Here is a 19,933-nt window from a genome sequence, read left to right as displayed (position 1 = left end):
AGGGAACGCAGCGGGCTGGACGAGGGCTTTTTGATTTGCTGATTGATTACTGCGCGATGGTTTTCACCGACACGCCGCGCTCGATCGGGGTGGAGCGACCGTAGATATCTTCAAACCGCTCGATATCGTCTTCGCCCAGGTAGCTGCCCGATTGCACTTCGATGATCTCGAGTGGAATCTTGCCCGGGTTGCGCAGGCGGTGAACCGACGCGATAGGGATATAGGTCGACTGGTTCTCGCAGAGCAGGAACACGTTTTCGTCGCAGGTCACTTCAGCGGTGCCGCTGACCACGATCCAGTGTTCGGCGCGGTGGTGGTGCATCTGCAGCGACAGGCACGCGCCCGGTTTGACCGAGATATGCTTGACCTGAAAACGACCGCCCATGTCCACCGAGTCGTAGGAACCCCACGGACGATAGACTTCGCAGTGGTTCTGGGTTTCGCTGCGGCCCTGTTCGTTGAGGGTGTTGACCATCTGTTTGACGCCTTGGACCTTGTCCTTGTGGACGATCATCATGGCGTCCTTGGTTTCGACCACCACGATGTTTTCCAGGCCGATCACCGACACCAGTTTGCCGTTGCCGTGGATCATGCAGTTTTTGCTGTCCTGGATGACCACGTCGCCTTTGGTGACGTTGCCGTTGGCGTCCTTTTCATTGACTTCCCACAGCGACGACCAGCAACCGACATCGCTCCAGCCCGCGGTCAGCGGTACGACGCAGGCGCGCTGGGTTTTTTCCATCACCGAATAGTCAATGGAATTGTCCGGGCAGCAGGCGAAGGTGGCGGGGTCGATGTCGACGGTGTCGGCATCCTGCTCGCTACGTTCCAGGGTCAGTACGCAGGTGTCGTAGATGTCCGGATCGTGCTTTTTCAGCTCTTCGAGGAAGCGACTGGCGCGGAACAGGAACATGCCGCTGTTCCAGAAATAACCGCCGGACTGGACGAACTCGGTGGCGCGTTTCACGTCGGGTTTTTCGACGAAGTGCGAGACACGGCTGACGCCTTCCGGCAGCAGGGCATCGTTGGTGGATTTGATGTAGCCGTAACCGGTTTCCGGTTTGGTCGCCGGCACGCCGAACAGCACCATCTCGCCACGCTCGGCCGCCACGGTGGCCAGGGCCAGGGCGCGTTGCAGGGCTTTCTGGTCTTCCAGGACGTGGTCGGCCGGCAGCACCAGCATCAACTCGTCGCGACCTTCATTGACCAGCATCATCGCGGTCAGGGCCACGGCCGGCGCGGTGTTACGGCCGAACGGTTCCATCAGGATGCGCTGGGTTTCCAGTTTACGGGCGCTCAGCTGCTCGTTGACGATGAAGCGGTGATCCTTGTTGCAGACCACGATCGGGGTATCCATGCCTTCGAACACCAGGCGTTCCAGGGTTTGCTGGAACAGCGTGTGTTCGCCGGTCAGGGCGAGGAATTGCTTGGGGAATTGCTTACGGGAAAGCGGCCAAAGACGTGAACCGCTACCACCTGACAAGATCACCGGAATCATGTTGTTACTCCCTTAAATCGATTGGTTAGAGCCACGAACGTTCTGTCGTTTCACTCTTGTTTTTGTTCCGTAATCAGATCGGCTCACCGATTCTGTAGCAGCTGCCGAGCCTGCGAGGCTGCGTTCGGCGACGTAGTCGTCGTGAATCCCGTCAATGCGGTCATTCAGAAAGACCGAGTTGCTTGGATTGCGACTGCTTCGCAGTCGGACGCAGGCTTCGCCAGCTGCTACAGGGTGATCACCGTCCTGATGAATTAATCAGCGCGTCGACACCGGGCGCTTGACCCAGACTGGCGACAGGCTGCTGCCGTTGCCGGTGACGTACAGCACCGCCGCTTCACCGCGCTCCAGGGCAACCGGCTTCACGTCGCCGACTTTCTTGTCGCCCTCGTACAGCGCCAGGCTGACTTTCACCGGGTTGATTTCACGCTCGCCACGGCCCTTGGCGGCCACGTTCGGCACCACATCGGTCTTGCCGTCGGCGGTTTTCAGGGTCAGGGCCTTGTCGCTGAGGTTCTGCACGCGCACCAGGGATTTCTGCTTGTTTTTGAACGGCGGCTCTTCGATCAGTTGTGGTGCGCCGCTGGCGTTGTTGACCAGGGTGTAATAGTGATCACCGGCCAGTTTCACCGGCAGGGTCTGGCTGCCGATCTTGGCGCTGTAGTCGCCGCCCGGCATGAAACTGAAGTCAGTGCTGGACAGCGGCGCGACTTCGTTCAGGTTGGTGGTGCCGACAGTGGCGCTGACTTCAGCGTTACCGGCGTTGTAGACCCGCACGAAGCTGGAGCCTTTCGGTGCGGTCGGGCCGTAGAGGGCAGCGTCGCCACCGGCGAAGGCCTGCATTGACAGCACGCTCATGCCGGCAACGAGAGCAAAGGTCTTGGCGAGACGGCGAGGAGTAGTAGTGAAAGTCATGGGTGTACCTCTCTTTCAGTTTTGCGCCCGGTCGGGCGTCTCGGATTTGGTGTTTACAGCTACGTTTTGTTGGCGCGCGCCGGCTTGTTTAAGCTCTGCGACCCACTGTGGGTCGGCGTCACCGATTTCGTTGTTCACAGGCAGATATCGTTCAGGGAACTCCCAGATCAGCACTTGTGGCGGGCTGTTCTTGAAGGCATCGCTTTTCAGGTAGCTGAGCATCGGCAGAATCGGGCCGTGGCCGTCTTCGGCGTAATTGACCACGTCGCTGTGCAGCGCTTCTTTCAGCGCACCGACGAAGTTCCAGTTAGGGTTGGCGCTGTAGCTGGTGCCGATCAGGGCCACCGGCACTTCAGTGTTGGCGAACAGTGCGTCATCACCGGCAGGCTGGTCCTGGGCAGCCACGGTATTGCGCTTTTGCAAAGGTTCTGGCGCCGGCATCAGGTTTTCGAACAGTGGGTCCAGCGGCAGGAACAACCGCAGGTCACCCTTGTGCGTCACCTTCTCGGCAGGTTCAGTGACGAAGTTTTGCGGTTCGCCGCTGAGCGGAGCCTTGTCGGCGATGGTTTTGGCCAGGGTCTGGGCAGCGACTTGTGCGCCTTCCGGGGTCCAGTGGGTGTCGGTACGCAGGAACACTTGCTGACCGTCGTGCTTGGCTTGTTGCAGCGGGCCGAGCAGGTCAGGGGCGAGGATCTTGTCGGCCGCCACGCGAGCGTGGAAGTCCTTGTACAGATTGGCGTGGATACTCGCCGGCTTCACTTCACCCAGGTGTTCCGGGTACAGCCGCGTCTTGGCCGGCACGATCGCCATCACCAGTTGCACGCCTCGCTTTTTCAGTTCCTGGCGCACGCCTTCGACCAGCGCGTAGTTGCCCTGCAGGTTCAACTCTTCGTTGACGATCGGGTGGAACTCTTCATCGCTGTAGAGCCACTGATCGCGACCGAGCACCACGCCCGGACGACCTTCGTTGAACAGTTTGAAATCCAGCGCGGCCCAAAGGTTGGTGCCCAGGCGCTTGATCGGGAACTCGTCGTCGTAGTGCGTCTCGACGGCTTTGGTCCAGCGCCCGTTGAGCACGGTGGCATCGGCGTTGGTACTGAAGCCGAAGAAGCTGCGTACCGACCACACGCCCAGGACCAGCAAGGTCACCAGGAACAGCGCGATGTAGAAGATGCGTAATGAGCGGGTCATGGTCAGATCCCTCAGAACTGGAAGTAAAGGAACGGCGAGAAGCTTTGCGCCGAGAGTTTGAGAATCGAAGCGATGAACAGCAGCAGCACCAGGGCGCGCATCACGTAACGGGACCAGTCAGCGGTCCAGTAGGCCGGTTGCACAGTCGCTTCAACACCGACGGTGTAACCCGGTTCGTGGATGCTGGCCGGGTTGTCGCCTGGTACGGCTTTGATCATTCCGGGCGTCGCCGCTGCAGGGCCATCGGCCTCGACGTTGACGGCAGGCTTGGTCTTGACTGGCGGCTGGTTGGTGTAGAAATCACGGATGCCGAAGAACGCCAGGGTGATGTAGGCCACCACCAGAGTGGCGACTTGCAGGCCGGTGAGGCTGGCCTGATTGAGTTCCGACAGCGACCATTGGCCGAAGCTGAACATCGCACCGTACATGCGACCGGCGACGTGCAGGTTTTCCGAGCGGAAGATCACCCAGCCCATGACGACGAGCAGGAAGGTCAGCGCCCAACGGATCGGGTTGATGCTGCGCGGTGAAGTGTTCAGGCCCAGCGCTTTTTCGATCGCCAGCCACATGCCGTGCCAGGCGCCCCAGACGATGTAGGTGATGTTCGCGCCGTGCCACAGACCACCGAGCAGCATGGTCAGGAACAGGTTGCGATAGGTCATCAGCGTGCCTTTACGGTTACCGCCTAGGGTGATGTACAGATAGTCACGCAGCCAGGTGGAGAGGCTGATGTGCCAGCGCCGCCAGAACTCGGTGATCGACTGGCTGATGTACGGCTGTTTGAAGTTTTCCATGAAGCGGAAACCCATCATCAAGCCCAGGCCGATGGCCATGTCGCTGTAGCCGGAGAAGTCGAAGTACAGCTGCGCGGTGTAGGCCAGGGCGCCGAGCCAGGCGTCGCCCGTGGTCGGGTTCTGCAAGGCGAAGCAATGGTCGGCCACGACCGCCAGGGTGTCGGCGATGAACACTTTCTTGATGAAGCCCTGCATGAACCGCGTGGCACCTTCGGAGAACTTGTCGAGGGTGTGGGTACGGTTGTTGAACTGGTCGGCCAGGTCGCGGAAACGCAACACAGGGCCCGCGATCAGGTGCGGGAAGATCGCCACGAATGCGGCAAAGTCGATCAGGTTGCGGGTGGCCGGGGTATCGCCGCGGTAGACGTCGATGATGTAGCTGATGGACTCGAAGATGTAGAACGAGATCCCGATCGGCAACAGCACGTGGGTAAGGATGAACGGCGACAGACCGACCGAGGTCATCATCGCGTTGATGCTCTCCACGCCGAAGTTGGCGTACTTGAAGTAGCCCAGGATGCACAAGTCCACCGCGACGCCGAGCAGCAGCCAGCGCTGGGCCGGTTTGGTCCGGACACCGGCGGCGCCAACTTTCAGGCCGATCCAGTAGTTCCACAGCGTGACGGCTGCGAACAGCGCAAGGAAGTCCACACGCCACCAGGCGTAGAACACGTAGCTGGCGATCAGCAGCAGCAGGTTGCGATAGCGTATTCCGCTCAGGTAGTACAAGCCGAGAAAGATCGGCAAGAACAGAAACAGGAATACGTTGGATGAAAATACCATCCCGATCTCTCCATGTTTAACCAACAGTCAAGGGCCAACGGCCCCCCCAAACCCCCCACGAAAATCTGGGGGCATCACACAAAAAAACACAACGATCGTTCCCACGCGCAGCGTGGGAATGCCTCACTGGACGCTCTGCGTCCACTTCGGCATGTGACGCGGAGCGTCACGGGCTGCATTCCCACGCGGAGCGTGGGAACAATCAACCCTAAGAACCCTTGTTGCCTTTTTCATTGGCCGGGTCGAAGACCTTGGTCAAATCCCCACCCAGTCGGAACGTCTTGAACGGCTGCATCTTGTGCTTGAGTTCCAGCACGTCCGGCGGGCAGGTGTAGAGCGAGCAGAACGGTTCGAGCCAGGCGAATTTCGAGTCGATCTTGAGATCGGTCATGTCCTGGTCCTTGCCGTTTTTCTTCTCGAACTCATCCGGGTCTTTCACTCCCGCAAGCACGCGATCACCCAGGCGTTTCAAGGCACCGTTGTTTTCCTGACGCAGATCCACACCGTTGGCCTGGGCGAAACTGGCGATCATCGCCAGCGGCGGCAGGGCGTAGTTGTGGTAGGCGAGGGCGCGTTGCTGGCGCTTGAGTTCGTTAGGCAGGAAGCCTTGGGCATCGATCTGATTGGCGCCGACCTTGAATTCCTTCACGGCCCAGTCGAACAGGTCGCGGCGGTTGATGGCGACCGACGTGGCCATCACCGACCAGGCGGCCCAATACGAGTGGTTGTTGGTCTGTTCAAGCGGCAGGTTGTCCCAATCGCTGACCACCTGATCGGCCATTTTGCTGAACCAGGCTTCAATCACCTGCGCTTGTTCCTGGTGGGTGGCCAGGGGATGCGAGTCAGAGAATTTCAGGCGGATATAGGACGAAGCCATGCTGCCCAATGCCCATTTGCGCATGGACTTGCCGGTGTGGTTGAAGTCCTTGGACATCAATGCATCGGCCTTGGCCCAGGCGGTCAACCAGTCGAGGGTGCATTCCAGTTGTTCCGGGCGACCGTCACGCATGAACTGCATCACTCGCTTGCTGGTGCCGCGCTCGATCTTGGTGATGTCGGCGGTGGTATCGCGGAAGGCCTTTTCCGACTCCTCGTTCAGAGTCGAACGAGCCTTGTCGGAGCCTTCGTATTTGCTGCGAAACTGCAGGGCGCCGGTGTAGGGCGTCGGCATTGCGTCGCAGCCTTCGCTCTTGTCGCCGGTCTTGAATTTATCCACTGGCGCAAAATACCCCTGAGGCGGGCGCAGTGGCGCGGCGGCCTGGGTGGCGCCAGCGAACATCGCCAGAGCCAGCAGGGAAGGCGCGAGTAACTTTTTCAAAGCTCGGGTTTGCATGCAGTTCATAAGAGGTAGCCTCATTGCCCGGCTTGAGCAGTACGCTGCCCGGTGCCGGAGAACACGTTACGTTTGCAGATTTTCGCTTCGACTTTCTGCGGCGCGGCACCTGGTGTTTCAGGCCCCTGGACTTCAACGGCCAGCAGATTCTGCGAAGCCCAGTCTTCGTCCGTGCGCAACTCGAAGGCGAAACGCCCGTCGGTATCGGAGGTTTCCGGTTTCTCGATCTTGATGTCCTCGTGGCGCCCATTCATGTACCAGAGGGTGGCATGCAGGGTTTTCACCGACGTATCGGCGAAGCGGATGTCGACCTGGTGGTCGCTGTTGCGCAGGTCCAGGTTCTTGCTGTTGACCATCAGTTCGTTTTTGCCCGGCTTCAGTGAGGCGCTGCTGCTCATCTGTGCATCCTTGCCTTCGCAACCGTTGTCGAGCAGCGCCATCATCTGGCGGTAGATGGTTTCCTGGTCGAGGCGATAAAGCGGCGAGAATTCCCAGATGAGAATTTTCGGAGGCTTGGTCTGGAACTCTTGGCTGCCCAGGTATTGCAGCATCGAACCTTCCAGGCCACCGCCGGGGAATGCCACGTTGAGGATGTCGGCGCCGATGGCCTCTTCGAGGAAACCGGCGAAGTTGTAGTTCTTGCCACTGTGGCTGGTGCCGACCAGGGTGATTTCCGGGTTGCCGGATTCACCGAACAGATCGCCATCCGCCGCTTCGCCCTTGGGCTCGGTGGTGAACTGATCCATGTACTGGATCGCGTAGCTGGTGCCACAGAGTTGACCCGCCATGTTGTGCAACGTTCCGGTCTTGCCCATGCGACCCGACTTATGGGTCTCGAATTCACGCTTGGGAATGTCGGCGAAGACCGGCAACTGCTTGACCTTCTCGGCGACGATCTTCGCGGTGCGCTGGGCGCCATACGGGGTCCAGTGCTGGTCACCGCGGAAATAGAAATCGTGGGCGGGCAGGGTGTCGGGCAGCGATTCGTTGGTCAGTGGTGACAGGTCGGGGACCACGTAGCCCATCTGCGCGAAGCGCCCGAGCATGGTTTTGTAGTTGGTCAGGGCCTTGTCGAAATCGTATTTGGCTTTTTCTTCCGGGTTCAGCTTGTTGCGGTTCACCAGGCCACGGGTCGGCTGGTAAACGATGACCAGCTCCACGCCTTTGCTCTTGAATGCATCGTGCAGTTGTTTCAGGCGTTTGTAGCCGGCGGGTGTGGTGTCGAACTCGGTGCGCAAGTCTTCTTGCGTACGGAACAGCCAGTCGCCCTGGGCCTGCACCAGCGTGGTGAAGTTCTGCTGATAGCGGGTGGTGTAGTTCTTCGGGTCGTGGGCTGCCGGGCACAGGCTGCAGCACGGCTCGGCGCTGAAGCTCGGTGCCTTGGCGTCTTCGGCACGCACGCCAGTGCTGGCCGCGAGAATGCCCGCAGTCAGGGCCGACAGGCTGAGTAATTTGATCAAGTGTGGGTGCATAAAATTATCCTCAGTCCCGCATTTCGGTCTGGCGTTCGACAGGGTCGATCAGCACGGCTTTCTGCTGGCGCACCAGCAGGTCGAGAATTTCATCCTGGCGCTCGCCGAGAATCCCCGAAAAGCTGATGCCACTGGTTTTGGTCGGCGCGAGCATCGACACGCGATACAACTCCACGCTCAGCGGCGAGTCGATCGACAGCGGTCCGCTGCCGTTGGCGGCCAGTTCACCACCGACCACGATCAGCGACACTTCGGCATCGAACGGGTCGAGCTTGATGTCCCGGTCGGTGTCGCTCAGGTCTTTGATGTGCCCGTAGACACCGGTCAGGCCATTGGCCATCGAGATGTTTTCGTACAGGCGAATGTTCACGCTGTTACGAATCCGGATGCCGTGACGCTTATTGCTGATCACCTTGTTGCCCCACAACAGGTTGTCGGCACTCTCGTAGAGGGTGATGCCGTCGGTGTGGTTCTTGTAGATCTCGTTGTAGGCGATCAGGTTGTTCACGCTGTTACGGTCGATCACCAGCCCCGAGAGGTGGTTGTCGTAGCTGCGGTTGTTGAAGATGAAGCTGTCGTTGACCTCACGGGAAATAATGATCCCGTGCTTCTTCTTGGTTCCGTACACCGTGTTGTCGGCGATGATCAGGCCGTGGGAACGGTCATGGGGGTCGATGCCGTAGACGATGTTGTCTTTGTAGGTGTTGCCCTTGACCACGAAGTCGCGGGTTTCGTAGCAGTAGAAGCCGTACCACATGTCCGAGAACTCGGAGCCGACGATCCAGCCGGTCGGTTCAGGGCGCTTGAGCACCTTGGCCATGTTCGGCGTGTACTGGGAAATACTCACGCCGTAGGACTTACTGTTGGCGTAACCGAAACTGGCGATCTTGCTGTTGGCGATGTAGGTCTCGGTGCCGCCCCAGGACAACAGGAACGGCCGGAATTCCTTGGGCGACGAGAAGGCCGCCGGGCCGTTGGCCTTCTCGCTCCAACCGGTGATCCTGGTATCACGCACAAACAGCTGACCGTCGTTGACCAGGAACGAGCCGGCCTCCTGGGACAGGCGCAGTTCCTGGGTCTGTTTGTCGATTTCCAGAATGCCGTGTCTGCCCACCACGATCGGCAACTTCGCCAGGAACACACCTGGCGACGTTTCGCTGAGGTACTGCTTGGGCAGCTTCTTGGTCAGGTCCTTGAGGTTCATATAGCCGTCGTCGACGAAGATCGCCTGCGGGATGCCGTGCTGACGCACCACCCACTCGGCCATCTTGTTGTCGCCGCCGATGAAGTCCTTCAAGGCGTCTTCCTGCATCATCCGGCGCACGCTGATCTTGCCGGGCTTGGTGCGCACGATTTTCGCGGCAATGGCTTGGGCGGTGTAGCCAGAAGTGTCCGGCAGTTTCGGCTTGGCCAGGTCCAGGGGCGCGGTTGGCGCGCTGCTGACGGTGTAGGTCTTGGCCTGTTGCAGCCCCTTGGCTACGGTCGTCGATTTACTCTGCTGTTCAGGCTGGTGCACAGACTTGGCCGGTTCGACGGTGGCGAAGGCGGCTGCGCTGGCCAGCAGCAGCGCGCCGGCCAGCAGGCTGATCGAGCCTTTCTTGGCGCTGTTCATGTCGGGCACTCCCTTCGCGGTTTGCATCAGAAGCGCCAGATCACGTCGATAAACGCACGGTGCATGTACGAGTCGACTTCTTTGCCATAGGCATCGCCGGGCTTGAACACACCGCCACGGAACCGCACCAGGGCCGAAGGCTCATCGATCGACTGGCTCAACGCCGCCGGCAGCAGGCCTTGCTTGAAGTACTTGGTGACGACCACGTCCATTTCCTGACCGAGGTCCTTGTTGCCATCTTCCAGCGGCAGGGAAGTGCTGGAGAGGATCGCGCCGGTCACATCGTCGGTGTTGTTTTCGACGGCGTTGATGCCGTTACTGCCCACCGGCTTGTTGCCGTCGACGCGCCAGAACTTGTGGTAGATCAGACTGGCGTCGTATTCGTCGTTGAGCATCCACGAGCCGAACAAGGTAGCGGTCTGCATGTTGTTCATTTCGCCACGGAAGGCTTCGCCGAAACGGTGAACCCGCGAGCGCGTACCGGTGTAGTTCGAGCGGTTGCTTTCCAGGCCGTTCTGTTGGTACTCGGCGCTGGCGCGGGCATAGGCTGCACCGACTTGCCACTGCGGGTCGAGACGCAGACGAACACCCAGGTCGGTAGCCCAGCCGTTCAGGTCTTCACCACGCTTGGCTTCTGCCGGGCGAGTGCCGTCGGCATTCAACGGGTTGACCGTGTCACGGTCGCCGTTCATGCCGGTGATGCTGCCCCAGTAATTGACGGTGTTGGTGTTGCGCCAGTTGTAGGCATCACTGTCGGCGGTGAGGCCGAGCCAGCTGATGTCGCCGTTCTGTTTCTTGTCCAGGGTATCGCCGGCCACGCCCGGCTCCGGATAGTCGAGCTTGCCGTTATCGTGGGTGTGATGACCGCGAATGCCGACCCAGTTACCGGGTCTCCACTGATACGCCGCATCGGCGTAGGCGTGCAGGCGATCCTTGTCTTTGGGCGCCAGTTCTTTCAGGTCGGTACGGTATTCGCTGAAGCGTTCGGCGATACCGACGTTGGCGCGCAACAGGGTGGTGTCGAAGGTCCAGTTCAGGGCTTCGATGTTGGTGTCGCGCCATTGGCCGTCGTCGTTGCGCAGGCGTTGGCGACCGAACTTGAGGATCTCGCCAGGGTAAGGCGTGAGGCCCTGGTAACCGACCCAGAACTCGCGCATCGCCAGGTAGTTTTTCCTGGTCTTGCGATCACCGCTGTCGGTGGTCTGGGTGCCGCTGTTGTCGGACTGCTGCAGGGTGTCGGTTTCGATGATGTCGGTGGAGGTCACGGCCTGACCCATCGCGTAGGCGCTCCACGCGCCGCTTTCGCCATAGACCCATGGGCGCAGGTCGAGGCCGACGCCGTTAACGTCGCCGCCACCGGCGGTGCCCAGATCACTGTCGTTCTCGGACTGGCCGGTAACTTTGACTTCGAGACCGAAGTTCTTGTCTTCGGTCAGGGCCGCCAGGGTCGGGCACGACCACAGCAGGGCGAATGTCAGGCCAATACCGGCCTGCACGAATGGATTGAGTTTCATAGGGATTCCTCGCCGTCTTCTTCTTGCAAAGCGTGCAGTTCCAGCGTGTCCGGACTCACGGTGCTACGAATGGCTTGCTCTTGTTTGAGCAGGCGTTGGGCCTCGGCCAGCCGGTCAGGCGGCAGTTGCGCTTCGAGTGTTTGCGCAAGCTCAGTGGCTTGCGGGGTGTCTTGAGCCTTGGCCAATTGGCTGAAGACGTAAGCGTTGACCGGGTCGGGCCGGGTGCCCTTGCCTTGGGAGAACAGTTGGGCGATGGCGAAATCGGCGCTGTTCTGGCCGTTGCGCGCAGCGGTCAGCAGGTGATCCAGGGCTTTCTGCGGATAGACCTTGCCCAGGTAACCGCGACGGTAAATCTGGCCGAGGTAGTAATCGGCGGCGACTTCCCGGCCGACGGCTTTCTTGAAGTGCTCTTCGGCGACCTTGGCGTCGGCCGGCACCATCTTGCCTTCGTAGTAGAGCTTGCCCAGCAACAGTTCGGCGCGCGGCTGGTCGGCGGCGCGGCCGTTGTCCAGGTACTTCATCATCGTGTCGACGTCGCCCAGTTCAGGGAAGTCGTAGAGCAATTGCGCCAGGCTGACCCAGGACGCCGGGTAGCCAGGGGCGATGCCTTCGAGCAGCGACTGAGCGGTTTTTTCGTCAGTCTTGCCCAGGCTCGCATCGCCCAGCACGCGGGCCACGCTGTCGACCCGTTGCGCGGAGACGGTGCCACGGCTGTGAGCGGCCTGCATCTGTTTGATCAACTCGGCCTGTTGTTCGGGCTGGCCACGTTTCTGATAGACCGTGGCCAGTTCGACGTAGCAGATGTCGGTGGTGTTCAACGCCGCTTTGCAGATCTTTTCCACGTCATTCAGGTGTTGGTCGTAAGTGCCTTGGGTGCGATAGAGCAGCACCTGGGCCAGACCTGCTTCCGGTTTGCCTTCGGCACGCCATTGGCTGATCTGCTGCTGCGCGTTGACGTTGGGAAAGCTGTGCGGGAATTGCAGATACAGCATCGCCAACGGGATCAGGGTGTTGCCTTCGCCATTGGTCGCGGCTTTCTTCAGCAGTGCCTCGGCTTCGTGGTGTTCGGCTTCGGTGGCGCCAGGTTTGGCCACCAGCAGGCGACCCAGGCGAGCCTGAGCCCGCGGCGAGACGCTGGCCGCGGCGCGGTAAGTCGCCTCGGCCTTTTTGATCTGCGCCGGGTCGCGGCTGTCGACCTGAATGTCGGCCAGCCCAACCTGGGCTTCGCTGTAGCCCAGGTCGGCCAGTTGCTGATAGTTCTGCGCCGCCAGCGTGGTATCACCGCGCTTGAGGGCTTCATTGGCCAGGCGCTGGTCGGGCAGGCCGGCGCAACCGGCCAGGCTTACGGCCAGTGCAACTGCACACAGTGATCCTATGTGGGTGCGCGGTGTTCTGAGGATTTGTGGAGTCGTCACGGGCATGTCCTCTTTTTAAAGACCGGCGGCCATGGCTTTGTTGATCAGCCAGTTCAGGTTCGGGCCACGGGTGCTGTTCACTTCCGCCGGGCGACCGGCGAGTGCGCTGTCCAGCGGCTCGTCAGGTTTGATCTGCACGCGGATATCGGATGACAGGTCTTCGCTTTTCAGGCTGGTGCTGCTGACGATCTTGCCGGTACGGGTCTGGTCTTCGCCGGCGATCTGGAAGCTGACCGTGGTGCCTGGGCGCACGTCGCCGAACTGGCGATAGGAGAAGCGTGCTTCAACGTTGGCTTCGGTATTGCGTGGTACCAGTTGGAAGATCACGTCACCTTTGTTGGCGTATTGACCGTTAGCCACCAGTTGCTGCGCCACGGTGCAATCGCACGGGGAGGTCAGGGTGCCGGTCATTTGCTTGCCGAACAGTTCTTCAACCTTGGACGGTTGCAGTTGGTTTTCGTCCAGATGGCCTTTGAGTACGTCGAGCATGCTGGTGCTGAAGGTCGCCAGCGGGGCGCCTTTGGCGGCAACGCCGTCAGCCTTGATCAGGCTCTGCACGGTGCCGTCGCGCGGCATGGTGATGTTCATGCCTTGCACGCTGACCAGGCCAGCCTGGGCGTGGCTGACGAAGTACATGCCGTACACCGATTTGAAGATAAAACCGAACGCCACCAGGCCGACCACGAAGATACCGGCGCTGAAGGTCACCGCTTTCAGACGGCCGAGCGCGGTCATGCCGTGGCCGCCGTCCTTGACCTTGCGCGCCTTGGTGAAGTTGTCGCGCTGCAGGGTCGCCAGCACTTCACCGATGCTGACGATGTCGCCGGCCAGGTGCGAGGTGATCAGGTGGCGCAGGGTGGAAATGTCCCGCGGTTCCAGGTTCTGGAACTGGCAACCGGTGCGACCGGTCTGGCGGTCGACGGAGCGGATCTGCAATTCCACGTCCATGGCCAGGCCAAGGTTATCGATGACGAATTGCAGGCGGGCCTTGTGCACATCGCCGACCTTCAGTGGCAGCTGACCGGCGTTGAACGCCAGGCCGCCTGCGGAAAGGTCGATGACCCGGGCTTCGACCGGGGTCCGGTCAGGGCCGAAGAAACGCAGTTTGGCCGGAATTTTCACACGGGCGTGTTGGCGCTGGGCTTCGGATTCGTGCACTACGTTGCTGTTGACGGCGGTATTCATATGGGCGATTTCCTAGTTAATTCAGGCGAGTTCGGTCAGACCATCATCAGCAGCACGGCGACAAAGATGCTGCCGGCGGAGAAGGTCATGGTCCGAGACGACCAGGTGTTGAACCAACGTTGAAAGCTGGCGAGATCACGGGTCAGAGAAGTGGGCTGGCGAGTCCAGGATTGTTGATCGAGGCGGAAGAACACGTAGATCTTCACCAGCGCGCCGACGATCTGGTTGTAATAGAGAATGACCGGGTACGCCGGGCCGATCCGGTGACCGGAACAGGACAGCAACAGGGTCAGGATCAGGCGGGTGATGCCGATCCACAGCAAGTAAACCAGGATGAACGCGGTGCCGTACTTGAAGGTGGCGATGAGCGCCACGGTCAGGCCCAGCAGGGACGTCCACATCGACACGCGCTGATCGAACAGCACCACTGATGTGAACAGGCCGAGGCGTTTCATCCCCAGGCCCAGGGCGCGGGAGTTCTGCCGCAGGTTGTTGCCGTACCAACGGAACATCAGTTTGCGACTGGCCTTGATGAAGCTCTTTTCCGGCGGGTGTTCCACGGTATGGATCGCGGCGTCGGGCACGTAGAACGTGTCGTAACCCAGGCGCATCAGGCTGAACCAGCTCGACTTGTCGTCACCGGTCAGGAACTTGAAGCGGCCCAGACGCCAGTGTTGCAGCGAGTCGCTTTCCACGTCGGCGATGAAGTCCGGGTTGGTGACCACGGTGGCGCGGAACACCGACATCCGGCCGGTCATGGTCAATACACGCTTGGACAGGGCCATGGAGCACATGTTGATGTGGCGCTGGGCGAATCGCAGTTTGTGCCATTCGCTCATGATGTAGCCGCCGCGCACTTCGCAGAACTCGTTGGTGGTCAGGCCGCCGACATTGCCGAACAGCTGGAACCACGGCACGGTCTTGAGCACGACGCCTTCGGCCAGCACGGTGTCGCCATCGATCACGGCAACCACGGCACGGTCGTCCGGCAGGTGGCGGGAGATGGCGCGGAAACCGTAGGCCAGGCCATCGCGCTTGCCGGTGCCGGGAATGCGCACGAAGTCGAGCTTGACGCTCGCGGGTGGGTTCATGCGTTTCCAGAGGCTCTTGACCAGCAGCTCATCGGACATTTCGACGATGGAGCACACCACGGTGGTCGGCAGGCCGCAGTCGATGGCCTCGCGGATCACCGAGCTGTAGACCTGAGCGGTGGTCAGTGCATCGATACGGAAGCTGGTGACCATCAGAAACACGTGGGACGGGTCTGCCTCTTTGCCCAGCTTGCGCACTTTGCGCCGCAGGTGCGGGTAGACCACGTACAGAAACAGCATGCCGCGCAAAAAGTGCGTGGCACCCATCGAGTAGCGCCAGATACCGACGATACCGATCAGGAAGATGAAGTCCTTCGACTCGGAGTCGAATGTGGACGGAGGCAACGCCAGGGCGATGCCCATTAATAAACTTAGGTAAAACAGCCAACCGGCGGCCTGAAGTAGGCCGTGCTTTAGCCTGTGCATAATCTGCATCCGTCTCGATCTCGGGCGAGCCTGTGGGGTGGCCCGATGGGGTTAAGGCAGGCGTAAAAGCCAAGGTGATCTCATCGGACCTGTGGGAGCGAGGCTTGCCCGCGAAGGTTGCGAACCTGACAAGCCACGTTGTCAGGTTCGCCGGCAAGTCGGATCGCCGCCCGCTCGCTCCTACAGGGGGCGGTGTGTTACCAGCAGATGCCTTCAGTCCGGCCACTCACGCTGGTGGCTTTGGACATGAAGCCGACCAGGTCGACCACTTGCTTGCCGTGCGGTGCTTCCAGTGCCAGGGCGCGGAATTTCTCATCACGGTTGCCGAGGATGATCACGTCGGAGTTGTTGATCACTTCCTCGAAGTTCGAGTTGAGCAAGGACGAGACGTGAGGGATCTTCGACTCGATGTAATCCTTGTTCGCACCGTGGACACGGGCGTACTCGACGTTGCTGTCGTAGATGCTCAGGTCGTAGCCCTTGCCGATCAGCATTTCCGCCAGGTCGACCAGCGGGCTTTCGCGCAGGTCGTCGGTGCCGGCCTTGAAGCTCAGGCCCAGCAGGGCGACTTTGCGTTTGTCGTGGCTGGAGACGATGTCGAACGCGTTCTGCACCTGGGACTCGTTACTGCGCATCAGCGAATTGAGCAGCGGTGCTTCGACGTCCAGGGAACCGGCGCGGTAGGTCAGGGCACGGACGTCTTTTGGCAGGCAGGAGCCGCCGAACGCGAAGCCAGGACGCATGTAGTACTGGGACAGGTTCAGCGTCTTGTCCTGGCAGACCACTTCCATCACTTCACGACCGTCGACGCCGACAGCCTTGGCGATGTTGCCGATCTCGTTGGCGAAGGTCACCTTGGTGGCGTGCCACACGTTGCAGGTGTACTTGATCATCTCGGCGACAGCGATGTCCTTGCGGATGATCGGCGCGTCGAGTTCTTCGTACAGCGATTGCAGAACGTCGCCCGAAGCCTTGTCGAACTCGCCGATGACGGTCATTGGCGGCTGGTCGTAGTCGGCGATCGCGGTGCTTTCGCGCAGGAACTCAGGGTTCACGGCAACACCGAAGTCGACGCCTGCTTTCTTGCCGGAGCAGTCTTCGAGAATCGGGATGACCACGTTTGCCACGGTGCCCGGCAACACGGTGCTGCGCACGACGATGGTGTGGCGGGTGGTTTTGTCACGCAGAACAAAACCGATTTCGCGGCACACGGCCTCGATGTAGTTCAGTTCCAGGTCGCCGTTCTTTTTGCTCGGCGTGCCGACGCAGATCATCGACAGGTCGGTGTCGCGAATCGCCTCGGCGAAGTTGGTCGTGCCGCGCAGACGGCCAGTCTCGATGCCCTGTTTCAGAAGTTCGCCCAGACCGGGTTCAACGATCGGCGAACGACCGGCATTGATCATATCGATCTTGTCTTTGGCAACATCGACGCCAACGACGTCATGGCCCCGTGCAGACAGGCAACCGGCACAGACTGCACCGACGTAACCCAAACCAAATATGCTGATGCGCATCGCATTTACCTCTCAGTTAATCAAGACTGTGTTCAACAAGCCATTACATGGCCGGAGTTAATGGTGTTCAGCGGTCATAGTGCACTCGCAAGTGCGGCCTTAAAGGCGTCACAATGCCGGGTGCAGGCATACTAAGTTCCGAGTGTCTAAATAAGTGCACTCAAGATGTGCGCAACCAGGCCTTATTGTTATGACGTGCCCTGTTATGCAGCCGACCCTCTAATCAGAGGACGTTCGTGCAAAGGTCTTACGCGCTCAATGCCAGGCCAGAAGCCCGTAAATCAAGCGGTTGGGTGCTCGGATGAGCACGTTTATAGGGGCGCAGCCGTGGCCTTGTAGGGGATATTAATGGTGCGTTATCTCCTGTCCTTCATGTGTTGCCCAAACAAGTGATCCATAAGTTCAAGTTAATGTGACAACTTCGCTATCGGGATCGCTTCTCTGTGTAAGTTATCTCGTACGTTCGCCGAGAGAATCGTTACGGATGGTATGAGCGGCGCATTTGGACATAGTTCCTGTCCGCCCATCGCGATTTCTGAAATTTCTTGAAATATTGAAAAAGATGGCACTGCTCTCATATTGATAGCACTTGCCGTTTCGCCCTTTATATATAGGGTGATTATTGCCTTGGGTACTTTTTTGCCACTACCCACAAAAATTTTCAGTGCCACTACTGAAAAAAATCAGCAAAGTCGAGTGAAACAAAAGTTAGAAAATCGAGTGCTTGTTATTTGGCGTCAATAAGTCGGCGAAAGGGGCGGGGATTGTTCGAGGATCGAAGGGGGGCGCACGACGAAGTTGTTGATGTCGTGCGCGAATTGAGTGCAGGTCTGGTTACTCCGGTGCGTGATCGCGCAGGAACACCAGATTGTCCGGTTTAGAGTGCTCGCTGCTGTAGCGATAACCCTGAACATCGAACTGCTTGAGGGCGACCGGGTCATTGATGCGTTCTTCGATGACGAAGCGACTCATCATCCCGCGGGCTTTTTTCGCGTAGAAGCTGATGATTTTGTACTGGCCGTTCTTCAAGTCCTTGAACTCGGTATTGATGATGCGCGCGTTCAAGGCGCTGCGTTTGACCGCCGAGAAGTATTCGTTGGAGGCCAGGTTCAGCAGCACATCGTCGCCTTGATCGGCCAGCGCTTCGTTCAGCCATTCGCTTATCCGCGTGCCCCAGAAGGCATACAGGTCTTTGCCACGGGCATTGGCCAGCTTGGTGCCCATCTCCAGCCGATAGGGCTGCATCAGGTCCAGAGGTCGCAGCAGGCCGTACAGGCCGGAGAGCATGCGCAAGTGCTGCTGGGCGTAATCGAAGTCGGCTTCGCTGAAGGTTTGTGCATTCAGGCCGGTGTACACGTCGCCCTTGAATGCCAGCAACGCCTGCTTGGCATTCTCCGGAGTGAAGGCCGGGGTCCAGCTGCCGAAACGTGCGGCATTGAGGCCGCCAATCTTATCGGAGACGTGCATCAGCTCGCTGATCTGCGCCGGCGTGAGGTCGCGCAGTTGCAGGATCAGTTCCTGGGAGTGGTCGAGGTATTGCGGCTGAGTGAAGCGCTGGGTCGCCGGCGGTGTTTCGTAATCGAGGGTCTTGGCGGGGGAAATCACCATCAGCATGAAGTCGTCTCCTTTAATCGTGGGGGCGATTCTAGGGGGTTGTCCTTGTTGACTCCAGCTATCAAGTCCATAGGTGATCGGTGGCTATGCGCTGTAGGAGCCGCTGCGGGAATGTGAGCGGGATCGGCTATAGTGCCGCGCGGGTTTTGTTATGGAGACATCCCATTGCGTATCGTTTTTCTATTCTTCGCCTCGCTGTTGAGTTTCGGCGCCCAGGCGGCGCCGGGCGATGTGGCGACGCTGGATCGCAGCACCTGGCCTGAGCAACTCAGCAACCCGACCCTGTTCGACGTTGCCTCCCGGGCCGAAATCCTCATGTTCGCTCGCGTCCTGCTCGCCAGCGAATCGCTCGATGAAGCAAGCCTGGCTCAACGCCTGGGCCTGCGCACCGTCAATCTGGAGTCGGTCAACCACCTGCGCCAACGCATGTGGCAGCGGTTGCTGAGCAACTACAACTTCGCCCAGCAGAGTTGCGATCAGGATGCCTCTTTCTGTTTCCTGGTCGAGGACATGGATACCTTGCGTGAGCAAGCGGCCAAGTTTCAGATCAGCAACGACAGCTACTACATCAAGTGGGCCGAGCCGAGCCGGTTGTTCCACGCCCAGTACCTCGATGAGCAATTGCGCAAGGCCGCGCTGTTCCCGCAGACCAGCAGCGAAGTCGATCGTTTTGGCGACTATGAGCGCAATGGCGATGCCATGAATGACCGCCTGTTCCTGCTGACTTTCGACAGCGCTGCCAATGCCGTGCCGGATAACACTGCCTGGGTTACCGAGTACCTGCGCAAATCGAACATGAGCGCGACGTTCTTCGTCCTCGGCAAGGACATCCAGGCCCGTCTGGCTGAAGGTTCGGCGACCAGCCTGCAAGGGACCTATTCGCAGCAATGCGTTGGTGTGCAGGGTTGGGAGTTCCGTTCCCACAGCCACTGGCAAGACTGGCAGGACTCGGTGCGGCGCAGCGCCGAGTTGGTCAAGGGCAAGCTGCCGGAGAATTACGTGCCGCTGTTTCGTCCGCCCGATGGCCAGCGTCGGTCCGATGCTGAAGGCTTCTTCAGGTCTCAGGGTTTGCAGGTGGCATTGTGGGACATCGATGCCCAGGACGGCGCCGGCAAGCTCAAGGGCAGCCAGAGTGCGCAACGGGTGCTGACCCTGATGCTGCTGTGGCGGCACGGGGTGATCAACTTCAATGTGAAGCAGGACGCGCTGAAAACCGCGATGCCCTGGCTCATCACGCAAACGGCGCCAAGCGGGATCGGTTGGGAAAACTGTCAGGACGCGTTTCGCTGAAACGGGGAAAGCCCGTAAACATTGGGGCAGGGGCGTTTTTGGAGGAGATTTCGATGCAGGCGGACTTCCGACTTTAGCGGGGTGCTGGCAGTCCGCCAAGTGCTATTGGTCATTCTGAAAAATAAACTTCAAAAAAACGTCAAAGTGCTTTTTTCTGTCATGTGTTTTGGAGTATTACGAAGACAGACCGCCGAAACCTGCAACACAGGTGGCGTCTTCCAAGACTCCGTTTGGGTTGCAATCACTTGAGTCTGAGCAGGTGATTTCGGTGGCCACTTCGAGGCGC

The 19,933-nt window shown here is 59.7% G+C and carries 14 protein-coding genes; 1 reads left to right on the top strand and 13 read right to left on the bottom strand.

Going from position 1 to position 19,933, the window contains the following annotated elements:
- Positions 1-46: 46 nt before the first annotated feature.
- From PSH69_RS24785 to yaaA, 13 genes are all read right to left on the bottom strand, one after another.
- On the bottom strand, positions 47-1,498 hold the full coding sequence (locus tag PSH69_RS24785) for a mannose-1-phosphate guanylyltransferase/mannose-6-phosphate isomerase (RefSeq protein ID WP_305410104.1): 1,452 nt from the start codon (positions 1,496-1,498) through the stop codon (positions 47-49).
- Positions 1,499-1,756: 258 nt separating this feature from the next.
- Complete coding sequence (locus PSH69_RS24780; RefSeq protein ID WP_305410103.1) at positions 1,757-2,413, bottom strand: alginate O-acetyltransferase AlgF; 657 nt, start codon at positions 2,411-2,413, stop codon at positions 1,757-1,759.
- A gap of 15 nt (positions 2,414-2,428) precedes the next feature.
- Positions 2,429-3,604, bottom strand: a complete 1,176-nt coding sequence (locus tag PSH69_RS24775) for an alginate O-acetyltransferase (protein WP_096479571.1) — start codon at positions 3,602-3,604, stop codon at positions 2,429-2,431.
- Between the two features lie 11 nt (positions 3,605-3,615).
- Entirely contained in the window at positions 3,616-5,181 is a 1,566-nt protein-coding gene (locus PSH69_RS24770) for an MBOAT family protein (RefSeq protein WP_305410102.1), read from the bottom strand.
- A gap of 208 nt (positions 5,182-5,389) precedes the next feature.
- Positions 5,390-6,523 (bottom strand): mannuronate-specific alginate lyase, encoded by a 1,134-nt coding sequence (locus PSH69_RS24765; protein WP_370695221.1) that lies wholly within the window; start codon positions 6,521-6,523, stop codon positions 5,390-5,392.
- 11 nt (positions 6,524-6,534) lie between these two features.
- Complete coding sequence (locus PSH69_RS24760) at positions 6,535-7,986, bottom strand: alginate O-acetyltransferase (protein ID WP_305410100.1); 1,452 nt, start codon at positions 7,984-7,986, stop codon at positions 6,535-6,537.
- 10 nt (positions 7,987-7,996) lie between these two features.
- On the bottom strand, positions 7,997-9,598 hold the full coding sequence (gene algG / locus PSH69_RS24755; protein WP_305410099.1) for a mannuronan 5-epimerase AlgG: 1,602 nt from the start codon (positions 9,596-9,598) through the stop codon (positions 7,997-7,999).
- Positions 9,599-9,624: 26 nt separating this feature from the next.
- Positions 9,625-11,112 (bottom strand): alginate export family protein, encoded by a 1,488-nt coding sequence (locus tag PSH69_RS24750; RefSeq protein WP_305410098.1) that lies wholly within the window; start codon positions 11,110-11,112, stop codon positions 9,625-9,627.
- A complete protein-coding gene (algK, locus tag PSH69_RS24745) occupies positions 11,109-12,533 on the bottom strand; it encodes an alginate biosynthesis TPR repeat lipoprotein AlgK (protein WP_305410097.1) in 1,425 nt (474 codons plus the stop codon). Before algK ends, PSH69_RS24750 begins: the two co-directional genes overlap by 4 nt.
- 9 nt (positions 12,534-12,542) lie before the next feature.
- On the bottom strand, positions 12,543-13,712 hold the full coding sequence (locus PSH69_RS24740) for an alginate biosynthesis protein Alg44 (protein WP_204125440.1): 1,170 nt from the start codon (positions 13,710-13,712) through the stop codon (positions 12,543-12,545).
- A 35-nt stretch (positions 13,713-13,747) separates the two neighbouring features.
- Positions 13,748-15,229, bottom strand: a complete 1,482-nt coding sequence (alg8, locus tag PSH69_RS24735) for a mannuronan synthase (RefSeq protein ID WP_370695220.1) — start codon at positions 15,227-15,229, stop codon at positions 13,748-13,750.
- 197 nt (positions 15,230-15,426) lie between these two features.
- Positions 15,427-16,743 carry a nucleotide sugar dehydrogenase gene (locus PSH69_RS24730; protein WP_305410096.1) on the bottom strand — a complete coding sequence of 439 codons (1,317 nt, stop codon included), beginning with the start codon at positions 16,741-16,743 and terminating at the stop codon, positions 15,427-15,429.
- Between the two features lie 834 nt (positions 16,744-17,577).
- A complete protein-coding gene (yaaA, locus tag PSH69_RS24725) occupies positions 17,578-18,357 on the bottom strand; it encodes a peroxide stress protein YaaA (RefSeq protein WP_305410095.1) in 780 nt (259 codons plus the stop codon).
- 165 nt (positions 18,358-18,522) lie between these two features.
- Here yaaA and PSH69_RS24720 point away from each other — a divergent pair, with 165 nt between their 5' ends.
- A complete protein-coding gene (locus PSH69_RS24720) occupies positions 18,523-19,647 on the top strand; it encodes a polysaccharide deacetylase family protein (RefSeq protein WP_305410094.1) in 1,125 nt (374 codons plus the stop codon).
- Positions 19,648-19,933 lie beyond the last annotated feature (286 nt).

Origin of the sequence: Pseudomonas sp. FP1740, assembly GCF_030687165.1 — a bacterium.
GTDB lineage: Bacteria > Pseudomonadota > Gammaproteobacteria > Pseudomonadales > Pseudomonadaceae > Aquipseudomonas.
Note: the sequence above shows the minus strand (reverse complement) of the source record. Positions and strands in the feature narration are given on the sequence as shown.